Source organism: Nonomuraea sp. NPDC054003 (assembly GCF_055585125.1).
On sequence record NZ_JBVJKR010000014.1, the window covers coordinates 225,930 to 249,438 of the forward strand.

Below are 23,509 nucleotides of genomic sequence, written 5' to 3' on the forward strand. Positions count from 1 at the left end.
CGGGTCCGATGAAGTCCCCGCGCAAGCTTCTCGTCGCCGTTCTCGCCGGCGTCGTGGTCATCGCCGGCGTCGGCTGGGCCCTGGGTGCCAGGCTGCGCTCACCCGCGGACGAGGCCGCCCGCCGCGCCGCGCCGCGGCCGTCGCTCGTCACCGTCGCCGTCGAACGCCGCCGGCTGGTCAGCGCGGTGGTGGTCAGCGGCACGGTGGAGTACGGCTCGCCGCTGCCCGTGAGCCTCGCCGGAGCCGTCGGCGGCGGGGAAGAACTGCAGCGAGCCACCCGGGCACCGCGCAAGGGCAGGCTCGTGGAGGGCGCGGTGCTCATGGAGGTCAACGGCCGCCCGGTGTTCGCCCTGCGCGGCGCCGTGCCGATGCACCGCACGATCACGCCCGGCGCCGAGGGCGCCGACGTCGGGCAACTGCAGCGCGCACTGCGCAGGCTCGGGTACGGCGGCCCGCGCACCGGCGTCTTCGACCAGGCCACGATCGCCGCCGTCGCCAGGATGTACGCGGCCAAGGGGTACGAGGCCCAGAAGCCGGCACTCGCCGACCGGCAGACCTACGACACCTTGCGCCAGGCCGTGCGGACGGCGCGGGAGACGCTCGCGACCGAGCGCCAGGCGCTCGACCGGGGCCGTGACGTGTCCCCGCTGAAGCTCAGGGCGGCCAACGCCGAGGCCGACCTCGCGGCGGCGAAGAAGGCGCTGGAGCAGGCCGGGTCGCGGCGGCTCACGTCCGAGGACGAGACCAGGCTGGCGGCGGCCGACGAGGCGGCGCGGACGGCGCGGGAGAAGCTGGCGGAGGCGCGGCGGGCCCTCGCCGCGGCCGGTGACCAGCCCACCGCCGCCCCGTCGGACGGCCCCCGGGCCACGGCCCCGGCCGTCGACAGGGAGCTGCTGGAGATGCGGGTGGCGAACGCCGAGGCGGAGCTCGCCGCCGCGGGAGAGGCCAGGAGCAGGATCCTGGCGGAGGCCGCGCAGGGCCGCGAGACCCGGCTGACCGAGCTGCGCAAGGCCGTGCGCGACGCGCGGGAGGCGCTGGCCACGGCCGAGCAGGCGCTGCGCCAGGCCAGGCAGCTCGCGCCGGCGCGGCTCAAGGTCGCCAACGCCAGGAAGAACGTGGCGGCGGCCGAGGCGATGCTCGCCGAGTTCGCGCGCACGTACGGAACGTCCGTACCGCCAGGGGAGGTGGTGTTCCTGCCGAAGCTGCCGGCCCGCGTGCACAAGAGCGAGGTGAAGCCCGGTCAGCGCGTCGAAGCCGAGGTGGCGACCGTGACCAGCTCCGTCTTCATGGTGACGGGCACGGTCGAGGCGGCGGAGTCGGGCCTGCTGCGGGCGGGCATGCGGGCCGAGATCGAGCCCGGCACGGGCAGGAAGCTCCCGGCGACGCTCACCGCCGTCGGCGAGCGGGCCGCGGTGGGAAGCGAGAGCGCCGGACCGGCCGCCGACGGGGGCCGGCCTGTCCTGCTCACCCCCGCCTCGATGAAGGGACTGAAGGCCGGGACCGCGGTGACGACGCGGATCACGGTCGGGGCGACCGAGGAGCCGGTGCTGGTGGTGCCGATCGCCGCGGTCATCACCGGCGCGGACGGCAGGACACGCGTCCGCGTCGAGTACGCCCCCGACAGGACCAGGGACGTCGAGGTGCGGACGGGCCTGGCCGCCGACGGGAACGTCGAGGTGACGGGCGAGCTCAAGGAAGGCGACCGGGTGGTGGTGAGCGATGTCTGAGCCGGTCATCGAGCTGCGCGCGATCACGAAGGAGTTTCCTTCCCGGCCTCCGGTACGCGCCCTCGACGACGTGTCGTTCCGGGTGGACCGGGGCGACTACGTGGCGATCGTCGGCCCGTCGGGCTCCGGCAAGTCGACGCTGCTCAACGTGCTGGGCCTGCTCGACCGCCCGACCACGGGCAGCTACCGCCTCGACGGAACCGAGACCACGACGCTGAAGGACGGCGCCCGCACCAGGCTGCGCGGCGACCGCATCGGCTTCGTCTTCCAGTCCTTCCACCTGCTCCCCCATCGCAGCCTGGCCGAGAACGTCATGCTCGCCGAGGTCTACGGCGGGCGGCCGCGGAGTGGACGGCGGGAGCGGGCGCTGGCGGCGCTCGAACGCGTCGGCCTCGGCCACCGTACGGGCTTCCCACCGGGCCGGTTGTCGGGCGGCGAGCGCCAGCGCGCGGCCATCGCCCGGGCCCTCATGGGAGAGCCGGCCCTGCTGCTGTGCGACGAGCCCACCGGCAACCTCGACAGCCGCAACACCGAGGCCGTGCTCAGCCTGTTCGCCGGGCTGCGGACGCAAGGGCTGACGATCGTGGTCATCACGCACGAGCGAGAAGTCAGCGAGCGCGCCGAGCGCCGGGTCCGGATCACCGACGGCATGCTGACGGAGGCCTGATGGATTTCCGGGACCTGGCCGGCGAGGCGGCCGCCGGGCTGCTCTCCAGACCCGTCCGGGCGGCGCTCACCACGCTCGGCACCGTGCTCGGCATCACCACGCTCGTGGTCACGCTGGGCGTGGCCGCCACCGCGGGCAACCAGATCGTCGGCCGCTTCGACGAGCTCGTGGCCACCGCCATCACCGTCGAGGTGCCGGAGTCGCCGCACGCTCCGCTGGTGGGATGGACCGCGGTCGACCGGCTGACCCGGCTGCGCGGGGTCGAGTCGGCGGCCGCCGTGGCCGAGTCGAAGGAGGGCGCCAACCTGTCGGTGCGGTCCACCGACATCGTGGACCCGACCCGGGTCACCACGCAGTCCCTCACCGTGCTCGCCGCGACGACCGGGCTGCCGGAGGCGGCGCGCGGCCGGATGGTGCGGGGCCGGTTCTACGACAGCGGGCACGTCAGGCGGGGCGACCGGGTGGCGGTGCTCGGCGACCAGGCGGCCAGGATGCTCGGCGTCACCGCGCTCGACCGGGCGCCGGCCGTCTTCATCGGAAAGCACGCGTACACCGTCATCGGGGTGCTCGGCGACCTGCGCCGCGAACGGAACCTGAGCACCGCCGTGATCGTCCCGCACACCGCGGGCCGGCGGTTCGGTCTCCGGGACGTGAACAGGGTGCTGGTCAACACCACGCTGGGCGCCACCGGGCTGATCTCCCGACAGGCGCCGGCCGCGCTCAGCCCGGGGAACGAGGACATGCTGCAGGTCGTCGCCCCGCCCAGCCCGACCAGGGCCCGCGACCAGGCCCAGGACGACGTCAACGCGCTGTTCATGATCCTCGGCCTGGTCTCGCTCGTCGTCGGCGCGGTCGGCATCGCCAACGTCTCCCTCGTCACCGTCATGGAGCGGGTCACCGAGATCGGCCTGCGCCGCGCACTCGGCGCGGCCAGGCGGCACATCGCCGCCCAGTTCCTGCTCGAGTCGACGCTGATCGGGCTGACCGGCGGTGTGATCGGCGCGAGCCTGGGCGTGGTGACGATCGTCGCGGTGTCCGCGGCCAAACAGTGGACACCGCTGCTCGACGTACGGCTGGCCGTCGCCGCGCCCGTCGTGGGAGCCGTGGTGGGGTTGCTGGCCGGGCTCCATCCGGCGCTGCGTGCCGCCAGGATGGAGCCGGTGGACGCGCTCCGCTGACCGAGCGCGGGGCCGCCCCTGTCAATCACGCGTCGCCGAGACCTTCTCCCGCACCCGCTCGGCCTCGGCACGGCGATGCTGCGACTCGTACAGGGCCAGCGCGTCCCGCCAGGCGTCCCTCGCCGCCGTGTCGTCTCCGAGCGCGTGGTGGGCGTCGCCCAGGCCGACCAGCGTGTCGGCGCTCTGGAAGGCGTTCCCAGTGATCTTGCGCAGGTCGAGACACTGCCCGTAGTACTCCAGCGCGCGCTCGTACTCGCCCTGGCGGAAGGCGAGCATGCCGAGGCTGTCGAGCGTGGCGGCCTCGCCACCGCGGTCGTGGTGGCGGCGGAAGAGCGTGAGTGCCCGCTCGCAGGCGTCGCGCGCCGCCTCGTGCTCGCCGAGCTGCAGGCGGATCCAGCCCACGGCGCTGAGGGCGTTGGCCTCCCAGATGGGGTCGCCCGCCTCGCGCTGGAGCCGCAGCGCGGCCCGCGCGTGGCGGAGCCCGCGCCGCGGCTGCCCGCGCACGCTCCACATCCAGCCCACCGTGTGGTGCACCTGGGCCAGCCTGGACCAGTCACTGGCCCGCTCGAACAGCTCCAGCGCCCGGTCGAGGTGGTCGATCGCCTCGTCGATCCGGTCGGCCGCCGCGTGGGCGTATCCCGTGTGCCAGTGGACGACGGCGGTGGTGTGCGGGTCGTCCAGCCGGTCCGCGGCCGCCAGCGCGATCTGCCAGGAGGCGAGCCGCTCCCTGTTGAAGGAGCGGCGCAGCAGGAAGGTGTTCATGCCCCAGGCGAGCTGCCAGCCCGCCGCGTCCATGCCCAGCCCGGGGGTCAGGTGGTGCGCGACCAGCAGGCACGGCAGTTCGGTCTCGAACCAGGCCAGCGCGGCCGTGGCGTCCTCGAAGGCCGGGTCGTCCCCCTGCCAGGGAGGGGCCGCGATGGCGGGGCGGTGCGGGTAGAGCACCCGGTCCGCGGCGCAGGCCATCGCCGTGTAGGCCTCGATCAGGCGTACCAGAGCCTGTCGCCGCGTGTCGGCGGGCAGGTCTGCCTCGGCCTGTTCGGCGGCGTAGAGCCGGACGAGGTCGTGCATCCAGTAGCGGCCGGGGGAGACCTGCCGGACCAGGTTCGCGGTCTCGAGCGTGGAGATCAGGGCGCGGGTCTCGGCGGCCGGAAGCCCGGCGAGCGCGGCCGTCGCGGGCAGGCCGATCTCGGGGCCCGGCGCCGTCCCCAGCAGCAGGAAGAGCCGCGCGGCCCGTGCGTCCAGCGCCGCGTACGAGGAGGCGAACACGGCACGCAGACCGGCGCCCAGATCGCCGGTCTGCAGCGCGTCGAGCCTGGTGGCCGGATCGCGCAGCTCCCGGGCGAGAACGGCCAGGGGGAAGCCCGGATGCGCGCTCACGCGGGCGGCCAGCACGCCCAGCGCCAGGGGCAGGCCGCCGCTGTGCTCCAGCAGCACGCCGACGGAGGCGGGGTCCGCGGCCATGGTCTCCGGGCCGAGGTGGTGGGAGAGCATGTGGTGGGCCTCCTCGTCGGAGAAGGCGCCGACCTCCAGCAGCCGGGCGGAGTGCGTGGCGTGCAGGCTCACGAGCCGGTTGCGGCTGGTGACCAGCACGGTGCAGCCCGGCCTTCCCGGGATGAGCGGCGTCACCTGGGCGCTGTCCCTGGCGTTGTCCAGCACGACGAGCAGCCGGCGCTCCGCCAGGACGGAACGGTAGAGCGCGGCCTGCGCCTCCTGTTCCACGGGGATGACCGCGGGTGGCACGCCCAGCGCTCCCAGGAAGTGCCTCAGCACGGTGCCCGGCGGCACCGGTTCCTCGGCGTCGTCGAAACCGCGGAGGTTCGCGTACAGCTGTCCGTCGGGATAGCGGTCGCGGTGGGTGTGCGCCCAGTGGAGCGCCAGCCAGGTCTTGCCGATGCCGCCGGGCCCGCTGATCACGGCGACGCCGACGCTGTCCGCGCCGAAGGCCGGCTGCCGGTCGAGCTCCCGCAGTTCGCGGCTCCTGTTGGTGAAGGACGCGGGGGCGGCGGGAAGCTGGCTGGGCACGGGCAGCACGGGCGGCTCGTCCCGCCGCGGCGCGCGGTTCGTGCCCGGTCGCTCGCGCGGGCCCGCGTCGGACCGCAGGATCAGCCGCTGCAGCCGCTGGAGCTCGTTCGTGGGCTCCAGGCCCAGCTCGCCGACCGACCGGTCCCGGAACTGCCGGTACACCTCCAGTGCCTCGCCGCGCCGTCCGCTCTCGTACAGCGCCCGCATGAGCTGCCCGTGGAGGCGTTCCCTGAGCGGGGCCTCGGCCGCCAGCGCGCGGGCCTCCGTGACGACGTCGGTGTTCCTGCCCAGGGCCAGCAGCACGGACTGCCGCTCCTCCAGCGCGTCGAACCTCAGCCCGTCCAGCCACTCGGCCTGCGCCTCGGCGAACGAGCCGGTGACCCCGGCGAGCGGGGCGCCCCGCCACCAGCCCAGCGCCCGGTCGAAGTGGCCGAGCGCCTCCTCGGACCGGCCCTCGGCCACCGCTTCGCGGGCGAGCGCCACCCGGGAGTTGAAGCGGGCGAGGTCGAGCCCTCCAGGGGACGGCCGCAGGACGTAGCCCGGCCGCTGGGTGGCGATGACGTCGGCTCCCACGGCGGCGCAGGCACGGCGCACCTCGGAGACGAGCATCCTGACCCGGGAGGCCGAGCCGCTGGGCAACGGCTCACCCCAGACCGCCTCCGCCAGCCGCTGCGTCGAGACCACGCGATCGGCGTGCAGCAGCAGGGCCGTGAGGAGGGCTCCCTGCTTGCCGGAGAAGGTGACCCGCTCGGCCCCCGCCTCCAGTTGGACGGGCCCGAGGAGGCGGAACAGCGTCGCCGGCGCGGAAGCGTCCCCACCTGCCATCAGCGGCTCCCTGCCCCCTCCCCACCTCCTGACTCCGCACGAGTGTAGGGCCGGTAGGCAGAAAGATCACGACATCGCCCCAGATCAGGGCATCCCTCCGGCTGCGCGGGGACCGGTCCCTGCCTCTGACTCGTGCGGAAAACAGGCGGAAAACAGGCACGTCATCCATAGGCTCGGACCGAAATTCCGTGGATAGGGCCGCCGGAATCGGCGTTCACCGTCGTCTTTCCGCAAGGCTCCATACCTCGAAAGGATTCGCGCATGAAGGTTGCCATGAGGCGTATCTCTCTGGGCCTGTCGACCGCCATCGCCGCCGCCGCGATGACCGTCGTCCTCGCTCCGGCACCGGCCTCCGCCGAGGTCGTCGTCAGGTGGTACCCGTACACCACCGCGGGTGCGAAGAAGTGCAACTCCGACGCCAATGCCGCGGGTCCCGAGTACTACTGCACCACGATCAAGGTCGGCTCCACGAAGATGTACGCCCTCGCCCGGCCGTAGGGATGTCCTGAAGATTCCGGTGGTCTTCTCGGCACCGGGACTCCGGTCATAGATGTCCGGCCGGGAGCGTTTCCACGTTCCCGGCCGGATGTCAGCTTGCCGCGAGGGCCGCCGTGGGAGCCAGCCGGGAGGCCCTGATCGCCGGGTAGATCCCGGCCACCGCACCGACGGCCAGCGTGGCGGCGAAGGCGCCCCCCAGCACCCAGGGCGGCACCGTGGGCGGCCAGCCCCGCGACAGCGCGTACCCCGTGGTCACCAGGCCGCCGAGCGCGAGCCCTGCCACCCCGCCGAGCACCGACAGCAGCAGTGACTCCGTCAGGAACTGGATCCTGATCTGCCCCCGCGTGGCGCCGAGCGCCCGGCGCAGCCCGATCTCCTTGCGGCGCTCCAGCACCGAGATCACCATCGTGTTGGCCACGCCCACCCCGCCGACGAGCAGCGCGACCGCGCCGAGCCCCAGCAGCAGGTTGGTGAAGGTGCCCGCGGCGGCAGCGCGGGCCGCCAGCGCGTCCGACGGGCGTGAGACCGCGACCTCGTGCGGCCGCTCGGGGCTGACCGTACGGGCGAGCATGCCCCTGACCCGCGCCACCGATTCCTCGGTCGACCGCTCGTAAACGGTCGTCGGATGGCCGTCGAAGCCGAGCCGCTCCCGCGCGACCGGGAATCCGATCAGCGCGGCCCGGTCGATCTCCGGCGCCAGCGGCAGCGAGGTGAGCACGCCCGTCACGGTGAACCACCGCTCGCCCACCCACACCTGGACTCCGGTACGGGTGACGCCGAGCCTCCGGGCGGCGACCGCGCCGAGGACGACCGCGGGCTGGCGGGCGATCGCCTCGTCGAGCCACCGTCCGGTGCCCACGCGCCCGTCGAGCGTGTCCAGCAGGTCCAGGGAGGTGGCCTGGACGGTCAGTCCGCCCGTGTCCTCCTTGGGAACGCGGTCGGTCCTGCGGATGGTCGCGGCCACGGTGCCGGTGACGCTGGCGTCGGTGACTCCCGCGATCCTGCGGACCATGAGCGCGGCGTCCGAGCCCGCGTACGACCTGGAAGCGATCTTCGAGCCGTTCCGCCGTCTGCGGACCGACCGGGTGCGCTCCGACCGCGGCACCGGGCTGGGGCTGTCCATCGTGCGCGCCACGGCCCAGGCCCACCAGGGCACCGTCGTGGCCGAACCGCGCGAGGAAGGCGGGCTGACGATGACCGTGCGCCTGCCCTCGTCGTGACCTTGCGTCGTGGCGTGATCCTGCATATCGTCCCGATATATCAAGTCGATACATCGGGGTGACCCGGTGAGGCGGGAGCTGCGATGAGGCGGATCGACTACGACACCGAGCAGCACCAGGACTACGCGCGCGGCCGGGCGCTCGACGAGCAGCAACTGCGGACATGGATCAGCGCCTTCGAGGCGGCGCTGCCCGAGAGGCGCCCGCTCGCCGGGCTGGACGTCGGCTCCGGGACCGGCAGGTTCACCCCCGCACTGGCGCGCGCGTTCGGCCCTGTCACCGGCGTCGAGCCGTCGGTCCGCATGCGCGAGACAGCGCAGGCCCAGTCCCGCCATCCCGAGGTGCGCTATCTGGCAGGCTCCGCCGAGGACATGCCGGTGCCGTCCGCCTGCGCCGACTACGCGCTCATGTTCCTGTCCTGGCACCACGTCCAGGACAAACCACGCGCGGCCCGCGAGCTGGCCAGGGTGCTCCGGCCCGGCGGGCGCCTCCTGCTGCGCGCCAACTTCAGCGACCACCACCCCAGGCCGTGGTGGCTGGAACACTTCCCCCGCGGCTACGAGGTGGACGCCGCCCTGTTCCAGCCGCTGCACGAGGTCATCGCGATGTTCACGTCGGACGGCTGGCGCGTCACCGACTTCCGCACGGTCACCGAACCGTCCTACGGCACCCTCGGCGACATGCTCGAACGACTGCGCCTGCGTACCCTTTCGTTCTTCGCCCAGCTCAGCCCCGACGACCTGGAGACCGGCTTCCGCCGCCTCGAACAGGCGGTCGCCGCGGACCCCGACGCCCCGGCGCCCGCCTTCTCCGAGCCACTCCTCACCCTCGAACGCAACTGAGCGAACAGCCGAAACTCACAGTAAACAGACAGTAGCTTTAAGTAATATTCAGGCATGCTGACGCAGGAGCACGAGTTCCTCATCGAACTCGTCCGCCATCGACCCTCCCTGGTCGCGACCCTGCTGGCCGAAGTCGGCCTCAAGGTGCCCGCGTTCAAGGAGGCCCGGCTGGAAAGCGCCGACCTGAACGACTGCCGGCCTACCGAATACCGCGCGGACTCGGTCGTCGCCATGGTCGACGACAAGCGAGTCTTCGCCGTCGTACTGGAGGTGCAACGCAGATACGACAGACGAAAACACTGGTCGTGGCCGGTATATCTGGCCACGCTGCGGGCGCGCCTCAAGTGTCCCTGCGTCCTTCTCGTCTTCTGCCCCGACGCGGCGGAAGCCAGAAGGTGCGCCACTCATATCGACATGGGGCACCCCGGCTGGGTCCTCTGCCCGGTGGTGGTGGGCCCGGAACAGGTGCCCATGATCACCGATATCGCCCGCGCCATCGCCGAGCCCGAGCTGACCGCCCTGTCCGCCGTCGTGCATGGCGATGGCGACGAAGGCCTCAAAGTCCTGCAAGTACTGCATGACTCACAGCAGCACCTGTCCCAGGAGCAGCGGAGTTATTCTGATCTGGTACTCGCGCTGCTGCCCGAGTCCGTTGTCACCAAGTTCAGGGAGATCGCAGTGGCCGTCCTGGATGAGATCAAGCACCCGTGGGTACGCGGCTGGATCGCCCACGGCGAGAGCTTGGGAGAAGCCAAGGGAGAGGCCAAAGCGATCCTGATGGTTCTCGAGACACGCGGCCTCGAAGTGTCCGACGAGACGCGGGAACGCATCCTCGCCTGCACCGACCAGGAAACGCTCGAAGCGTGGATCCACAAGGCGGTCACCGTACGAAGCGTCGAAGAACTCTTCGACTGACAACTACCTAGTCAGGCGTGACGGAGAATCGACGCGCCTGCGTACCCTTGCGTTCTCTTCCGTAGTCAGCGGGGCGTGAGGGTCAGGGTCAAGGCGCCGGGGACGGCGGTGAAGGTGTCGCGTATGCGGGCCGTCAGGGAGGCGCGGGTGGGCTCCGCCGGGTCGGCGGCCCACCCTTCCAGGGCGTGGTGAAAGGCCGCGACCGCCATGTCCAGGGCCAGGCGAAGACGGGGATCGTCGCGTTCCGGCGGCACGTCGAAGCGGCGGGACAGGATGTCGAGGGCGGTGCGGGTGATGAGGTCGCACAGGTAACGGCAGTGCGCGTCCAGCGACGGGGTCTTGTCGGCCAGCCGCAGGTTGAGCAGGACGCGGCGGGTCCACCCCTCGGCGGGCATCCGGTCGATGACGGAGAGCAGCGCGTCGCACAGGAACGGCAGGATCGCGGCGCCGGAAGGATCGCGGGACTCGATGTCGTCGAGGAAGGCGATCCACAGATCGTGCGTGGGCGCGCCGGCCACGTCCTCCTTGCTGGTGAAGGTGCGGAAGAACGTGCGCTTGGAGATCTCCACCGCGTCACACAGCTCGTCGAGCGTCACGCCGTCGAAGCCCCGCTCGGTGAACAGCTCCAGCGCCGTGTCGATCAGGGCCTGCCGGGTCCGCGCCTTCTTCCGCTCGCGCAGCGGCAGGTCACGGAGTTCGTCCTCGGGCATCACCCGGCGGGCGAGTACGGCCGGGCGGGTCGGTGCGATGCTGTCCACCCCTCCAAGTGTAACGGATGCGCTAACGCCTACAGGAGGTTTATGCCACTGAGTGGCGTTATAGTGAGCCATGTCGGCGCACTTCGACGAAAGGCACCACCATGCGCGCTTTGATCACCGACCCCGCGGCCCCCGGCGGGCTCCGCCTAGGCGAGACGCCCGACCCCGTCCCCGCACCGGACGAGGCTCTCGTACGCGTGACCGCCACGTCACTGAACCACGGCGAAGCGTCCCTGGCGCGGCAGGGGGCGCCGGCGGGCGCGGTCCTGGGCTGGGACGCCGCCGGAGTGGTGGTCCGGCCCGCCGGCGACGGATCGAGCCCACCGGCGGGCACCCCCGTGATCACCCTCGGCATGGCCGGCGCCTGGGCCGAACAGCGCGCCGTGCACACCGGCATGATCGGCACCGTGCCCGAGGGCGCCGACCCCGGCGCGATCAGCACGATCCCCGTCGCGGGGCTCTCGGCCCTGCGCGCCCTGCGCCGCCTCGGCCCGGTCCTCGGCAGGCGGGTGCTGATCACCGGCGCGACAGGAGGCGTCGGCAGGTACGCCGTCCAGCTCGCCCGGCTGGCCGGCGCCCACGTCGTCGCCTCCACGGGCGACCCCGCCGCGCACGGCGACACCCTGCGCGCCCTCGGAGCCGACGACGTGGTCGCCGGCCCGGAGAACGTGGACGAACCGGTGCACGGCGTCCTCGACATGGTGGGCGGTCACCACCTCGTCGCGGCCTACGACCGCCTCGCCCCCGGCGGCGCCCTCGTCGCGGTGGGCCGGGTGACAGGCGAGGGCGAGAGCTTCCCGTACCCGATGCTGTCCGGCGACCGCGGCCACGACCGCTCCATCGTGTCCTTCTACCTGCCCGGCGAGTCCGGCCTCGGCCCCGACCTCGCCTGGCTGGCCGCCAAGGTCGCCGCGGGCGTCCTCACCCCGCAGATCTCCTGGCGCGGCCCCTGGGACAAGGCCGCCGAGGCGATCGACGCCCTCCTGGGCCGCCGCCTGCACGGCAAGGCCGTCCTCGACATCGCCTGACGACCTCACCCCGTACGCATCGCGCACGCGACGGATCAGCCCTCCATCGGCTACCGTCACGGTCATGCCCCTCGCCTCGATTCCCAGCCCTTCCGAAGGTGTCTGGCATCTCGGATTCATTCCGATCCGGGCGTACGCGCTGTGCTTCATCGTCGGCATCGCCTTCGGCGTCTGGCTCAGTCAGCGTCGCTGGCGCGCGCGGGGTGGCGAGGAGGGCGCGATCACCGACATCGCGGTGCCCGGGGTGGTGTTCGGCCTGATCGGCGCCCGCCTCTACCACGTCATCACCGACTGGCAGCTGTACTTCGGCCCGCGCGCGATCAAGGAGCCCTACCAGGCGTTGTTCATCTGGGAAGGCGGGATGAGCATCTGGGGCGCGGTCGCCCTGGGAGGCGTGGGCGTGTGGCTGGCCTGCCGCCGCCGGGGACTGTCCGTCAGCGCCGTGGCCGACACGGTCGCGCCCGGCATCGCGTTCGGGCAGGCGATCGCCCGCTGGGGCAACTGGTTCAACCAGGAGCTGTACGGGAGCCCGACCACGTTGCCGTGGGGCCTGGAGATCGACCAGGCGCACGGCGGCCAGCCGGGCGTGCTCTACCATCCGACATTCCTGTACGAGTCGCTGTGGAACGTCGCGCTCGGCTTCGCCCTGATCTACGCCGGCAGACGGTTCACGCTCCGCCACGGCCGCCTGTTCGCCCTCTACGTCGCCGGTTACACGCTGGGGCGGTTCTGGATCGAAGGGCTGCGGATCGACCCGGTCGGCGGGGTGGACCACGCGGTCATGTTCCTGGACCTGCGGATCAACCAGTGGACCTCGATCGTGCTGCTCGCCGGGGCGCTGGTGTACTTCTGGGTGACCCGTCACAAGGACACCGAAGAGATCGTGGTGCCCGCTTCGCCCGAGCAGCCCGCCGCACGAGGTTCTTGAGGATGTCAAAGCTCCCGCGCCAGCGCCAGAACGCTCAGCCCGAACATCAGGACGCCGAGAGGGAGATGGACCGACGGCACGTGCGCGATGCCGAGCACGACCTGGACGGAGGCGAGGGCGAGGAAGCCGGCCGCCTGCCAGACGGGCCGGGGTGAGCCGCCGCCCGGCTTCCACGCCAGCACCGCCGCGAGCACGTACAGCACCGACGCCCCGAACATCACGCGGGCTCCCGCGCTGTGCAGCGTCTCTCCGTAGGACGAGGTCAGCAGCAGTCCGGCGGAGACCGCCTGAAAGAAGATGGTCAGGGTCTGCAGGGCGATCGCGACCCGCAGAAACGAGAGGCCGCGCTGTGCCGTCGCCTGGGTGGCCATGACGAGGTCTCCTTTCCGCCCGGAGGCGGTGCATGGATAAGGTCTCACCAGCCCGACGACGCGGGCCCGCGAAAGGTAAGGCGGTCGGCAGCGTGGTGACGGCCAGCACCGATGAGACGGCCGGTGAGCGGCGCCAACTGATCAACGTGGCCTACCGGTTGCTCGGTTCGCTGGCCGAGGCCGAGGACGCCGTGCAAGAGGCCTACGCGCGCTGGTACGCGCTGCCGCGGAGTCGGCAGGAGGAGATCGTGTCCCCCGGCGCCTGGCTGACGACGGTGACCGGCCGCATCTGCCTGGACGTGCTCGGATCGGCGCGGGCCCGGCGCGAACGCTATGTCGGCGCGTGGCTGCCCGAGCCGCTGCCCGACCGCGCCGAGTGGGACCACGGCCAGGGCGCCGACCCTGCCGACCAGCTGGTCCTGGACGAATCGGTGACCATGGCCTTCCTCGTCGTCCTGGAGTCGATGACGCCGGCCGAGCGGGTGGCGTTCGTCCTGCACGACGTGTTCCGTTACCCCTTCGCCGAGATCGCCGGCGTCCTCGGCCGTACCCCTGCGGCCTGCAAGCAACTGGCGGCCTCCGCGCGGCGGCGGGTGGGCGTCGCGCGCGCTCCCGTGACGGCGGCCGGGCAGGCCGACACGGTGCGGCGGGTGAAAGAGGCATGGGAGACGAAGGACATCGCGGCCCTCGTCGACCTCCTCGACCCGGCCGCCGTGATGACCGCCGACGGCGGCGGCGTGGTCGGCACCGTCCTGCGCCCGGTCGAAGGCGGCGCGCGCATCGCTCAGTACATGGTCGCCATCGCCGACAAGGCGCCCGGGCTCGAACTCCTGGAGCGGTCGGTCAACGGCGTGCCGGGCCTGGTGGCCCGGCGTGCCGGGGAAGTCGTGGTCGTGGCCTCGTTCGATGTCGCCGACGGCCGTGTCACCCGGATCTGGGCGGTCCGCAACCCGCGGAAGCTCCGGCCGTGGATGTCGCCGTAGCTCGCACCGGGCGGAAGAGTGAGGTCTGGAAGGGCCACCGGCCGCGGGCTAACCTGACGGTCTATGACCTTGGAGGCGTTGCGCGACGGGGATCCACGCCTGGCCGGGCCGTACGTCCTGCTCGCCCGGCTGGGCGAGGGTGGGATGGGGGTCGTCTACCTGGGTGAGGGACCGGACGGCACGCGGGTGGCCGTCAAGCTCATCCACCACAGGATGAGCGCGGATGCCGACTTCCGCCGCCGCTTCGCCCGCGAGGTCGCCGCCGCCCGGCGGGTCGCCCGCTTCTGCACGGCCCCGGTGCTGGACGCCGACGTCGAGGGCGAGACGGCCTACCTGGTCACCGAGTACGTCGAGGGACCGAACCTCGAGGACGTCGTGCGCCGGTCGGGGCCGCTGAAGGGCTCGGCGCTGGACGGGCTGGCGGCGTCCATGGCGGTGGCGCTGCGGGCCATCCACGGGGCGGGGGTGGTGCACCGCGACCTCAAACCGGCCAACGTGCTGCTGTCCCAGGTGGGGCCCAAGGTCATCGACTTCGGCATCGCCCGCCTCGCCGACGCGGAAATGAGCAGCGCGATCGTGGGGACGCCGGCGTACATGTCTCCCGAGCAGGTCTCGGGCTCGCAGGTGGGTCCCGCGTCGGACATCTTCTCGTGGGGCTCCACGGTGGCCTTCGCCGCGGCCGGGGCGTCGCCCTTCGGTTCGGGCTCGGTGCCCACGGTCCTCCTCCGCATCGTCAACGACCCCCCGGCCCTGCACGGGCTCTCCGGCCAGTTGCACGACGTGGTCGCGGCCGCCCTGCTCAAGACGCCCGCGGACCGTCCCACCGCCCAGGAGATCCTGGACCACCTCAGCACGTCCATCCCGTTACCCGTCGCTCCCCCGAACGACACGGGCGGGAGCGCCGAACGGGCCGGCCCGACTAGGCCACCCCGGTCCTCATCCTCCGGACCCGCACCGGCACAAGCGGCGCGCGTCGTGGACGGCCGGCGCAAGTGGGTGGCCGGGGCGGCTGCCGTGGTCGTCGCCACGGCCGGGGTGGCGGCGGCGTTCGCGTCGCAGGGGCAGGGCGTCCGGGATCCGACGGCCAAGGGTACGGTCGACACGCCGTCTCCGGCGGCCTCTCGAACCACCGCCGCGCGGAACCCCCTGCGGGCCGGGAAGGACGTCCGCTTCTACGCCCCGCCCGAGCCGGAGGCCGACCGCCAGGCGAAGCTCTGGGCCGAGGACCGGCCGAAGGACGCCGAGCTCATGACGAAACTGGCCGCCATCCCGTACGCCATCCGCCTCGGCAAGCCCGAGGCCGGCGCCAAGGTGAAGGACGCCGTCACGGCCGCCGGGCAGCGGGACGCCGTGCCCGTGTTCCTGATCAACCGCCTGCCGGGCAGCGAGTGCGGCCCGGCCGCCTCCGCCGACCTCGCCGCCTACCACGACTGGATCAAGGGCATAGCCGCCCAGATCGGCGACGCGCGCGCGGCGGTCATCCTGGAGCCCGGCAGCCTCGCCAGGCTGCCCGGCACGGCGAACTGCGACCCCCAGGGCTCCTCTGATCAGCGCTACGAAGACCTGCGCCAGGCCGTCCAGGCCCTCAAGTCCAACCCGAACACCGCCGTCTACCTCGACGGCGGCCAGGACCTCTGGCCGGGCACGGAACCCATGGCCGAACGCCTGATCGGCGCGAGCATCGACCGGGCGGACGGCTTCTTCGTCAACACGGCCGGCTTCCAGCGCACCGAGAAGGCCGTCGCGTACGGCAAGAAGCTGTCGGCCTGCGTCGCCGTCCGGCGCGCCACCGGCCGGAAGGACTGCCCCGCGGACGTGCGGGCGGACCCGGCCGCCATGCCGCACTTCGTCGTCGACACCGGCAGGAACGGCCAGGGCTCCTGGGCCCCGGCCAGGAGCTACCCCGACCCGCAGACCTGGTGCAACCCGCCGGGCAGGGGCGTCGGCGACCGGCCGACCACGGCGACGGGCGAGGAGCTGGTGGACGCCTACCTGTGGATCGCGCGGGCGGGCACGTCAGGAGGCCGGTGCCGGCGCGGCACCGACGGCGAGAAGGACCCGGAGCGCGGCGTCGTGTCGCCGGAGGCGGGCGAGTGGTGGGCCGAGCTGGCCCTCGAACGGGCGAAACTGGCCGACCCGCCCTTGCGGTGAGGCCCGCGCTCATCGTCCGCGCGAGCGGGCTTCCTGATAGGGAGGAGCCGTGGAGTTCCGCATCATGGGCCCGCTGGAGGTCCGCGACACCGACGGCAAGAACTGCACCCCGACCGTGCGCAAGCATCGCGATCTCCTGGCGATGTTCCTGCTCAACGCGGGCCGGCCGCTGACGGCCGAGCGGCTGCGCAGGCTGCTGTGGCCGCACGAGGGCGGCGACCGGTCCGACTCGCTCGTCCGCGGGTACGTGGGGCAGCTCCGGCGGCTCATCGGACAGGGGACGATCACCACTGTGTCCGGCGCGTACCTGCTGAACCTCGGCGACGGGCAGCTCGACGTCGATCGGTTCCGGCTGCTGGTGGACCGGGGCGCGTACGAGGAGGCGCTGGCCCTGTGGCGCGGCGAGGCGCTGGACGACGTGGACCCCGAGGGCGAGCGGTGGGTGGAGACCCGGCGGCTGCGCGAGGAGCTGGAGGAGCTGCGGCTGCTGGCGCTGGAGCGCCGGGTGCAGGCCGACCTGGACGCCGGGCGCCATCGCGAGCTGCTGGCCGAGCTGCGCCGGCTGACGCGGCAGCACCCGACGTGGCAGCGGTTCCGCGGCCAGTACATGCTGGCGCTCTACCGCAGCGGGCGCCGGGTGGACGCGCTGGCCTCGTACGCGGTGCTGCGCGACCAGCTCGACGGCGGCCACGCCATCGAGCCGGACCCGGAGCTCCAACTGCTCTACCATCGCATGCTGCACGACGACGCCTCGCTGCACGTGTCGGCCGGGCCGCCGGTGCTGCTGCCGCCCGACGTGGCCGACTTCACCGGCCGGGCCGAGCTGCTGGAGGACGTGGCGGGCGGCCTCGTCGTGGTGCACGGGCAGGCGGGGGCGGGCAAGTCGGCGCTGGCCGTGCACGCGGCGTGGCGGCGGCGCCCCCACTTCCCCGACGGCATCCTGTACGCCGACCTGCGCGAGACCACGGCCCCGGCGGCCGTACTGGAGGACTTCCTGCGCTGGCTCGGCTGCCCGGCCCGGGCGATGCCGGCCGCGCCTGAGCAGCGCGAGCGGCTGTTCCGTACTTACACCGCCAACCGCAAGCTCCTGGTGGTGCTGGACAACGCCGCCGGCGAGGCGCAGGTGCGGCCGCTGCTGACCTCGTGCCCGACGATCGTCACCAGCCGTTCCCCGCTGGGCGGCCTGCCCGGCGCGCGGCGGCTGCCGGTGGGCGTGCTGGACGACGGTGAGGCGCTGGAGCTGCTGGTCAAGAGCTCGGGCCGGGCGGCGGACGGCGCCTTGCGGCGGCTCGCGCGCTTCTGCGGCGGCCTGCCGATCGCCCTGCGCATCGCGGGCTCCCGGCTGGCGGCCCGCCCCGAGTGGACCGCCGACTACCTGGTGGGTCTGCTGGAGGACGAGCACCAGCGGCTCGACCGGCTGCGCGCGGGCGACCTGACGGTGCGCAGCGTGTTCGCGATCGGGTTCGACGGGCTGCCGGAGGCGGCGAGGCTGACGTTACGCGGGCTGGGCGCGCTGTCCGCGCCGGACTTCGCCGACTGGGTGACCGAACTGTTCGGCGGGCAGGCGGAGGCGCTGGTGGACGCGGGCCTGCTGGAGACGCACGGCGTGGACGTGGCCGGGCAGGTGCGTTACCGGCTGCACGACCTGACCCGGCTGTTCGCGCGCGAGCAGCCGGCGCCGGGGACGCTGGCGAAGCTGGCGGACGTGGCGCTGTCGCGCGTGCGGGCGTCGCGGTTCCCGCTGGTGTCGGGAGATCCGGCCACGGCCGTGGCGACCAGGGACATCAGGGAGTCGGTCGAGTGGCTGGCGGCCGAGCGGGCGTTCCTGGTGAGCCTGGTCGCCGACCTGGGCGCCGCCGGGCTGGACGACGGCTGCTGGCGGCTGGCCCACCTGCTGACGCCCTACCTGGAGCGGCACCGGTTCCTGGACGACTGGCGGACCTTGGCGGGGCTTGCGATGGAGTCGGCGCGGCGGGCGGGCGACGGCCTGGGCGAGGCGCTCATCCTGCTGGACCAGGGTGACCTGCACCTGGCCGAGCATGACTGGGAGCGGGCGGAGGAGCGGCTCCGGCTGGCGGTGGAGATGTTCCGGAGCCGGGGACACGCCCGCGAGGTCGCCCACGCCACGCGCCGGCTCGGCCGCGTCCACCTGGAGCTGGGCCGCCTGGCGGAAGCGGAGCGCGCGCTGCTGGCCTGCCTGGATGCGGCGGAGAACCAGCGCGACGCCGCCGACGCCGAGCAGGTGCTCGGTGTCATGCTGCGCCGCGCGGGCCGGCCGGACGAGGCCGCCGACCGGCTGCTGGCCGCCGCCGGTCGCCTGGCCGAGCTCGGCGACCGGCACCGCCAGGCCGACACGCTTCTGGAGCTGTCGGCCGTACACCTGGCGCAGGGCGCGCGACCGGACGCGCGCGCCGCCGCCGAACGGGCCCGGAGCATCGCCGTACGACTCGGCGACCGGCTGCTCGACGCGCAGGCCCTGCTGGCCCTGGCGAAGGTCAACCGTTCGGAGGGCGCGACCGTACGCTCGCGCGAGCTGGCCCGGGCGGCGCTGGAGGTCTTCGAGGAGACCGGCGACCGCCAGGGCGGCGCGAACGCCAGGTCCCTGCTGGCGCTGCTCTGAGCTGCCCGGCTCGGTCAGCCGACGCAGCCGGGGACGCTGTTGGGTGGGGCGCAGTTGTTCGGCCGATTGCCCCTGACCACGCTGTCGCTCAGCGTGACCGCGCCGGACTCTTCGAAGATGCCGCCCCCGTCGCCGGCTGTGTTGCCGGTGACGACGCTGTCGGTCAGGCTCGCCGAGCCGATGGCGTTGAAGAGGCCACCGCCGCGTGCCGTGCCGGGGCCCAGAGCTGTGGCGACATTCTTGATGATCTTCGATTGGCTGCTTGTCAGGGTGCCGCCGGCGGAGTTGTCGATGCCGCCGCCCACAGCGCTCCTGCCATGAGGGGCACTGACGATGTTGCCGATCACCGCGCTGTCGCGCAGGGTGAGCTGACCGCCGGGGCCGATCCGGATCCCGCCGGCCAGCGCGTTGCCGCCCTCGGCGATGGCTCGATTGCCGGTGACGTGCGTGCGGGTCATGAGCATGGTGCCGGTGTACGCGACTCCGCCGCCGGTCACGGTGCCACGCCAGGCGCTGGCGGTGTTGCCCCGGATGAAGGTGTCGGTCACGGTCATGTCGACCGCGCTGGTCAACGCGCCCCGCGCGGTGCCGCCCGGGGCACTGGCGCGGTTGCCGCTGATCGTGCTGTGGACGATCGTCGTGGCGGCGAAGGCGGCGTGGCCGGCGCCGAAAGCGAAGCTGTCGCGGGATCTCCTGGCGACGTGGACGGTGTTGCCGGTCACCCGGCTGTGCCTGACCGTCATCGGGCCGTCGTTGGCGATCCCGCCGCCCGCGGCGGCGCTCGGGTCGGTGCCGGTGTAACTGGCGGTGTTGTAGCTGACGTCGGTGTTGTTCAAGGTCGCGGTGCCGTCGCTGTCGATGCCGCCGCCCTCGGCGAAGACCCCGGACGTGGCGGTATTGCCGATCACCCGGCTGTGGTTCACCGTCAGGGTGCCTTGGTTGTTGATGCCGCCACCGCAGACCAGCCCGGGAGGATTGGGCGGGGCCGGCGCACCGGGGCAGTCCGTCGCCCTGCCGCCGCTGATGGTGGTCCTGTTGAGCGTGAGCGTGCCCGTGCCGGCCACGAGGAGGATGCGGAAGGCGGGGGCGGTCTTGACGCGCGTGATCGCCGCGCCGTTGCCGTTGATCGTGATGTCGCTGGTGATGGCCGGCAGCCCGTTGGCGGGGTTCGCGGTATCAGGACGCACCAGGCGGTAGTGGCACCTGTGGGACAGGTTGAGCGTGTCGGGGCCCGGCGAGTCGTTGGCGTTCCTGATGGCCCTGACGAGGTCCGAGACCGAGCACCTCACGGACACGGTGGCGGCGTCGGCGGGCAGGGCCGGGAGCGTCACGACGCCGGCCGCCAGACTCGCCGCGACCAGGAGCCGGGCCGGAAACGCTCGCCGGACGTTGCGGGCCGGACCCTGCGCGCGGAATCTCTGCCAGGACATCAGGGAACTCCTCTTTCCTCTGCACCGGAGCACGCGGTTGCTCCACAGATGGGTTCTAGCAGTAGCTCCCTGTGAGGTCGCTGTAACCCTGAGTGCGGGCGTGTCGCGACGGCCGTCGACTGATCTTTGGCAGCTTCCGGGCGGCGGGTGACCAGCCCTGCCGAAATTCGGTCGACAGGCGAGCCGCGGTGCACTGCGATGGTTCAGCCGCCCGCCGCACGGAGCGGGCCGATCGCAGGAGTTCTTGGCAGCCGTGAGAACGACGGACACCCGCCCCACGATCGATGCCGCGCTGGTCAGGAAGCTGGTCGATACGCAGTTCCCGCAGTGGGCCGCGTTGCCGCTGGAACTGCTGGATCCGGCCGGCTCGGACCATGTGATCTACCGGCTGGGCGAACAGCTGTCCGTCCGGCTGCCCCGCCACAGCGGCGCCATCGGACAGGCCGAGAAGGAGCTCGAGTGGCTGCCCCGGCTCGCCCCGCGACTACCCCTGGCCATCCCGGTGCCGGTGGGCGTGGGTGAGCCCGGCTTCGGCTATCCGTGGCGGTGGGCGGTGTCCTCTTGGCTGGAGGGCGAGGTGGCGACCGTCGAGGCACTGGCCGACTCGTCCACGGCCGCCGTCCGACTGGCGGAATTCCTGGCAGCCCTGCGACAGTTCGCGCCCGAGGACATCCAAGCCCTGGCGACCCGTGAAAGCCTCCAGGGCCGCCCGTTGGTGGACCGGGATCGCGCGACGCGAGCCGCCATCGCCGAGGTCGGCGAGGTGTTCGACGCCACCGCCATGACCGAACTGTGGAACGCGGCCGTGAACGCTCCCGGATGGGACCGCCCTCCGGTCTGGTTCCACGGCGACTTCCACACCGGCAACCTGCTGACCGTCGGCGGCCGTCTCAGCGCGGTGATCGACTTCGGCGGGCTCGGCATCGGCGATCCGGCCTGTGATCTGATGATCGCCTTCACCCTGATGTCGGCCGGCAGCCGGGCCGCCTTCCGCGCCGCGCTCGACGTGGACGACGCCACCTGGACCCGGGGTCGCGGCTGGGCCCTCGCCACCGGCCTGAACGCCTACACCGCCTATGCCGCTGTCGACCCGAGGGTCGCCGCGCAGACCACCCGTCAGATCACCGAGGCACTCATCGGCTAGATCAGAACCTCCGCCCACTTCACCCTGGGTCGGCGCAGAGCTGGGAGGTCAGAGCGGTGCGGGCCCACTCTTCCCACGTGTCCGGTGACCAGCCGCGGTCGCGGACGAAGATCAGGTAGAGCTGCGGGCTGAGCAGGCCGAACAGCAGGTCAGCCGCCATCTCGACAGAGAGGCCGGGACGGGCGTCGGGCTTGCCGGCCAGGGCCTCGGCCGCCGCGTGCTGCACGGTGTAACGCGGGTCGGGACCGTCCGGCCACTGCGCGGCGATCTCAGGGTCGGTGGCCGCGGCGGCCGCGATCAGCGGCATGATCGGGGCGACCCGGCCCAGGATCTCGTGGGTGCCGCGGATGTGCGCGCGCAGTTGCCCCGCGGCGGTGGGTTCGGCGCAGGCGGCGCGGAACCACTCACGATCCATGATGGCGACAGGTTCGGTGTCCCCGGCGATGGACGTGTCCACCACGTCCTTGAACAGCGTGCGCTTGTTGCGGAAGACGAAGTAGACCGTCTGGACCGCCACGCCCGCCCGGTCCGCGACCTCCTGAAGGCTCGTCGCCCCGTACCCCTGCGCGACGAACAGCTCGCGAGCCGCCTCGATGACCTTCGCCCGGGTGCGCCGTGAGCGCTCGGCTCGCTTGTCGGGCCGATTGACTCTTTCCATAGTGCGAGTATAACTTTAGAAAACAACACTAGAGTTTGACTCTAGCTTCTTGGAGGAGACGATGAACCACCCCAAGCCGGGCCCGACCTCGACACTGCGAGACCAGGAGGAGGAGTCCGTCCATCGCGCGCTGGAGGGCTACTACCGTGCGGGCAAGCCGCCGTGGGACACCGGCGTGACGCCCCCCGAGCTGGTGGCCCTGGTAGAGGGACACGGCGCACCGCCGCCCGGCCGCGCCCTCGAACTCGGTTGCGGCACGGGGACCAACGCGATCTACCTCGCCCGGCACGGCTGGGAGGTGACGGCCGTCGACCTGATCGACAGCGCCGTCGACCAGGCCCGGGAGAAGGCCGAGGCGGCTGGGGTGGCGGTGCGACTGCTGCACGGAGACGCCACCCGCCTCGACGAGCTGGACGCGCCCGGCCCCTTCGACCTGTTCTTCGACCTGAGCTGCTACTGCGGGATCCCACTCCACCGCCGCGACGCCTACGCCGCCGGACTCACCGACCGCGCCGCTCCCGGGGCACAGTTGCTGATGTTCGGGTACGGTCCCGAGCCGCTCGGCAATCCGACCACCGAGGTCACGTCGTGGGCGGCGGGCGTCACGGCCGACGAACTCCACGCCAGGTTCACCGGCTGGGAGGTAATCGACGTCACACCGGGCACCAACTCGGTCCCGACCTTCTGGTTCACCCTGCGCCGCGACGCCTAGCGATATCTGGTCGCGAGTTTCATCGTGGGCGGTGTCACGACTGTGCCGAAAGGGCCACTTCCCGATCGTGGGAGGTGGCCTTTGACCTGGAGTGGAGTCGCGACTGCGCGTCTCACCCGAAGAGTCGCGCCGAACGCTCAAAAGCTTGGTAATCATCTGGACTCGTAGCGGCATCCCGCGCCGACGAAGGTGAATGAGGCCGTTCCCCGATCATGGGGAATGGCCCTTGACGTGGGCCGATGACTTACGCCTCCTCCGTCGAGCCCTGCGTGCGGACGTCTGACGCGCCGAAGCCGCCTCCGGCTCCCAACCAGACCACCGAATCAAGGCGATGGAGACGCCCAGGAGGACCGTGAACCCACCCGCGAGAGCGTTCAGCCCCCCGAGGCCTACCTCTCCGTCCGGATCGCCGATCCCGGCAGGTCGGCCTTCGGCCCAGTCCGCCATGGCCCACGCCTGCGTCGCTACGACCACACCGAACACGATCGTGGCCGCAGCCAGGACGTAGCCGGGAGGGCGCGTCCACGACCGCATCGCGACAAGCACGATGCCGATCAGCAACCCGAGCGGGACGGTCACGAGCTGCCCCAAGTTCAGGCCTATCAGGGCCGAGAGACGGACGTGCTCGAAGTCGCTGCCACGCTGAGCCCACAGGAACGGGATCGTCATGACGCCGCCGCTGATGAGACCGACTGCCAATAACCTGAGCACCGCCACGCGCACCATGATCGTGGACGTGCTCGCCTCTGCGCCACCTCAGCCGTACTTTGCAGCTGCACAAGATTGAAAAGGCCACTTCCCGATCACGGGAGGTGGCCTGAGAACACGGACC

21 protein-coding genes are annotated in these 23,509 nt (G+C 72.4%); 14 read left to right on the forward strand and 7 right to left on the reverse strand.

All coding sequences use genetic code 11. From position 1 onward, the window contains the following. Positions 1-8 precede the first annotated feature (8 nt). Genes ACZ6YG_RS33300 through ACZ6YG_RS33310 form a run of 3 tightly spaced genes read left to right on the forward strand, consistent with a single transcriptional unit; the run spans position 9 to position 3,572 of the window. Complete coding sequence (locus ACZ6YG_RS33300; RefSeq protein ID WP_148035863.1) at positions 9-1,727, forward strand: peptidoglycan-binding protein; 1,719 nt, start codon at positions 9-11, stop codon at positions 1,725-1,727. Next, positions 1,720-2,394, forward strand: a complete 675-nt coding sequence (locus tag ACZ6YG_RS33305; protein ID WP_148035864.1) for an ABC transporter ATP-binding protein — start codon at positions 1,720-1,722, stop codon at positions 2,392-2,394. The genes ACZ6YG_RS33300 and ACZ6YG_RS33305 overlap by 8 nt, the downstream gene beginning before the upstream one ends. Continuing rightward, entirely contained in the window at positions 2,394-3,572 is a 1,179-nt protein-coding gene (locus tag ACZ6YG_RS33310) for an ABC transporter permease (RefSeq protein ID WP_397196436.1), read from the forward strand. The genes ACZ6YG_RS33305 and ACZ6YG_RS33310 overlap by 1 nt, the downstream gene beginning before the upstream one ends. Before the next feature lie 21 nt (positions 3,573-3,593). On the opposite strand, the gene ACZ6YG_RS33315 is transcribed toward ACZ6YG_RS33310, so the two are convergent. Next, positions 3,594-6,419, reverse strand: a complete 2,826-nt coding sequence (locus tag ACZ6YG_RS33315) for an AfsR/SARP family transcriptional regulator (RefSeq protein ID WP_466020195.1) — start codon at positions 6,417-6,419, stop codon at positions 3,594-3,596. 273 nt (positions 6,420-6,692) lie between these two features. Here ACZ6YG_RS33315 and ACZ6YG_RS33320 point away from each other — a divergent pair, with 273 nt between their 5' ends. Then, a complete protein-coding gene (locus ACZ6YG_RS33320) occupies positions 6,693-6,917 on the forward strand; it encodes a hypothetical protein (RefSeq protein ID WP_148035867.1) in 225 nt (74 codons plus the stop codon). Between the two features lie 91 nt (positions 6,918-7,008). On the opposite strand, the gene ACZ6YG_RS33325 is transcribed toward ACZ6YG_RS33320, so the two are convergent. Beyond that, a complete protein-coding gene (locus ACZ6YG_RS33325) occupies positions 7,009-7,929 on the reverse strand; it encodes an ABC transporter permease (protein ID WP_466020196.1) in 921 nt (306 codons plus the stop codon). Between ACZ6YG_RS33325 and ACZ6YG_RS33330 the strand changes: the two genes are divergently transcribed. The 3 genes from ACZ6YG_RS33330 (at position 7,928) to ACZ6YG_RS33340 (ending at position 9,894) form a co-directional block, all read left to right on the forward strand. After that, positions 7,928-8,137, forward strand: a complete 210-nt coding sequence (locus tag ACZ6YG_RS33330) for an ATP-binding protein (RefSeq protein WP_466020197.1) — start codon at positions 7,928-7,930, stop codon at positions 8,135-8,137. The two genes, ACZ6YG_RS33325 and ACZ6YG_RS33330, sit on opposite strands and share 2 nt — an antisense overlap. A gap of 83 nt (positions 8,138-8,220) precedes the next feature. Continuing rightward, a complete protein-coding gene (locus ACZ6YG_RS33335) occupies positions 8,221-8,979 on the forward strand; it encodes a class I SAM-dependent methyltransferase (RefSeq protein WP_466020198.1) in 759 nt (252 codons plus the stop codon). 54 nt (positions 8,980-9,033) lie between these two features. Then, positions 9,034-9,894, forward strand: coding sequence for a hypothetical protein (locus tag ACZ6YG_RS33340; RefSeq protein WP_466020199.1), 861 nt, complete (start codon positions 9,034-9,036; stop codon positions 9,892-9,894). A gap of 65 nt (positions 9,895-9,959) precedes the next feature. On the opposite strand, the gene ACZ6YG_RS33345 is transcribed toward ACZ6YG_RS33340, so the two are convergent. Then, positions 9,960-10,652, reverse strand: a complete 693-nt coding sequence (locus ACZ6YG_RS33345) for a TetR family transcriptional regulator (protein WP_466020200.1) — start codon at positions 10,650-10,652, stop codon at positions 9,960-9,962. Between the two features lie 101 nt (positions 10,653-10,753). On the opposite strand from ACZ6YG_RS33345, the gene ACZ6YG_RS33350 reads away from it, so the two are divergent. Both ACZ6YG_RS33350 and lgt read left to right on the forward strand, forming a co-directional pair. Beyond that, on the forward strand, positions 10,754-11,680 hold the full coding sequence (locus tag ACZ6YG_RS33350; RefSeq protein ID WP_466020201.1) for a zinc-binding dehydrogenase: 927 nt from the start codon (positions 10,754-10,756) through the stop codon (positions 11,678-11,680). Between the two features lie 64 nt (positions 11,681-11,744). Continuing rightward, the gene (gene lgt / locus ACZ6YG_RS33355) at positions 11,745-12,608 is read left to right on the forward strand and encodes a prolipoprotein diacylglyceryl transferase (protein WP_219546827.1); all 864 of its coding nucleotides are present in this window, start codon (positions 11,745-11,747) and stop codon (positions 12,606-12,608) included. A gap of 5 nt (positions 12,609-12,613) precedes the next feature. Here lgt and ACZ6YG_RS33360 read toward each other — a convergent pair whose 3' ends face one another. Beyond that, a complete protein-coding gene (locus ACZ6YG_RS33360) occupies positions 12,614-12,979 on the reverse strand; it encodes a hypothetical protein (protein ID WP_148035878.1) in 366 nt (121 codons plus the stop codon). A 92-nt stretch (positions 12,980-13,071) separates the two neighbouring features. On the opposite strand from ACZ6YG_RS33360, the gene sigJ reads away from it, so the two are divergent. From sigJ to ACZ6YG_RS33375, 3 genes are all read left to right on the forward strand, one after another. Next, on the forward strand, positions 13,072-13,962 hold the full coding sequence (sigJ, locus tag ACZ6YG_RS33365; RefSeq protein ID WP_466020202.1) for an RNA polymerase sigma factor SigJ: 891 nt from the start codon (positions 13,072-13,074) through the stop codon (positions 13,960-13,962). Between the two features lie 63 nt (positions 13,963-14,025). Then, positions 14,026-16,113, forward strand: coding sequence for a glycoside hydrolase family 6 protein (locus ACZ6YG_RS33370; protein ID WP_466020203.1), 2,088 nt, complete (start codon positions 14,026-14,028; stop codon positions 16,111-16,113). 49 nt (positions 16,114-16,162) lie between these two features. Beyond that, positions 16,163-18,733: an AfsR/SARP family transcriptional regulator gene (locus ACZ6YG_RS33375; protein ID WP_466020204.1), complete on the forward strand. Its 2,571-nt coding sequence runs from the start codon at positions 16,163-16,165 to the stop codon at positions 18,731-18,733. A gap of 14 nt (positions 18,734-18,747) precedes the next feature. On the opposite strand, the gene ACZ6YG_RS33380 is transcribed toward ACZ6YG_RS33375, so the two are convergent. Continuing rightward, positions 18,748-20,163 (reverse strand): autotransporter outer membrane beta-barrel domain-containing protein, encoded by a 1,416-nt coding sequence (locus tag ACZ6YG_RS33380; protein WP_466020205.1) that lies wholly within the window; start codon positions 20,161-20,163, stop codon positions 18,748-18,750. A 253-nt stretch (positions 20,164-20,416) separates the two neighbouring features. Between ACZ6YG_RS33380 and ACZ6YG_RS33385 the strand changes: the two genes are divergently transcribed. Next, positions 20,417-21,307 (forward strand): aminoglycoside phosphotransferase family protein, encoded by an 891-nt coding sequence (locus tag ACZ6YG_RS33385; RefSeq protein ID WP_466020206.1) that lies wholly within the window; start codon positions 20,417-20,419, stop codon positions 21,305-21,307. 19 nt (positions 21,308-21,326) lie between these two features. On the opposite strand, the gene ACZ6YG_RS33390 is transcribed toward ACZ6YG_RS33385, so the two are convergent. Further along, positions 21,327-21,965 carry a TetR/AcrR family transcriptional regulator gene (locus ACZ6YG_RS33390; RefSeq protein ID WP_148035883.1) on the reverse strand — a complete coding sequence of 213 codons (639 nt, stop codon included), beginning with the start codon at positions 21,963-21,965 and terminating at the stop codon, positions 21,327-21,329. A 61-nt stretch (positions 21,966-22,026) separates the two neighbouring features. Between ACZ6YG_RS33390 and ACZ6YG_RS33395 the strand changes: the two genes are divergently transcribed. Next, positions 22,027-22,677, forward strand: a complete 651-nt coding sequence (locus tag ACZ6YG_RS33395) for a class I SAM-dependent methyltransferase (protein ID WP_148035884.1) — start codon at positions 22,027-22,029, stop codon at positions 22,675-22,677. Between the two features lie 210 nt (positions 22,678-22,887). Here the strand turns inward: ACZ6YG_RS33395 and ACZ6YG_RS33400 are convergent, their stop codons facing one another. After that, positions 22,888-23,394, reverse strand: a complete 507-nt coding sequence (locus ACZ6YG_RS33400) for a hypothetical protein (protein WP_219546819.1) — start codon at positions 23,392-23,394, stop codon at positions 22,888-22,890. Between the last annotated feature and the right edge of the window lie 115 nt (positions 23,395-23,509).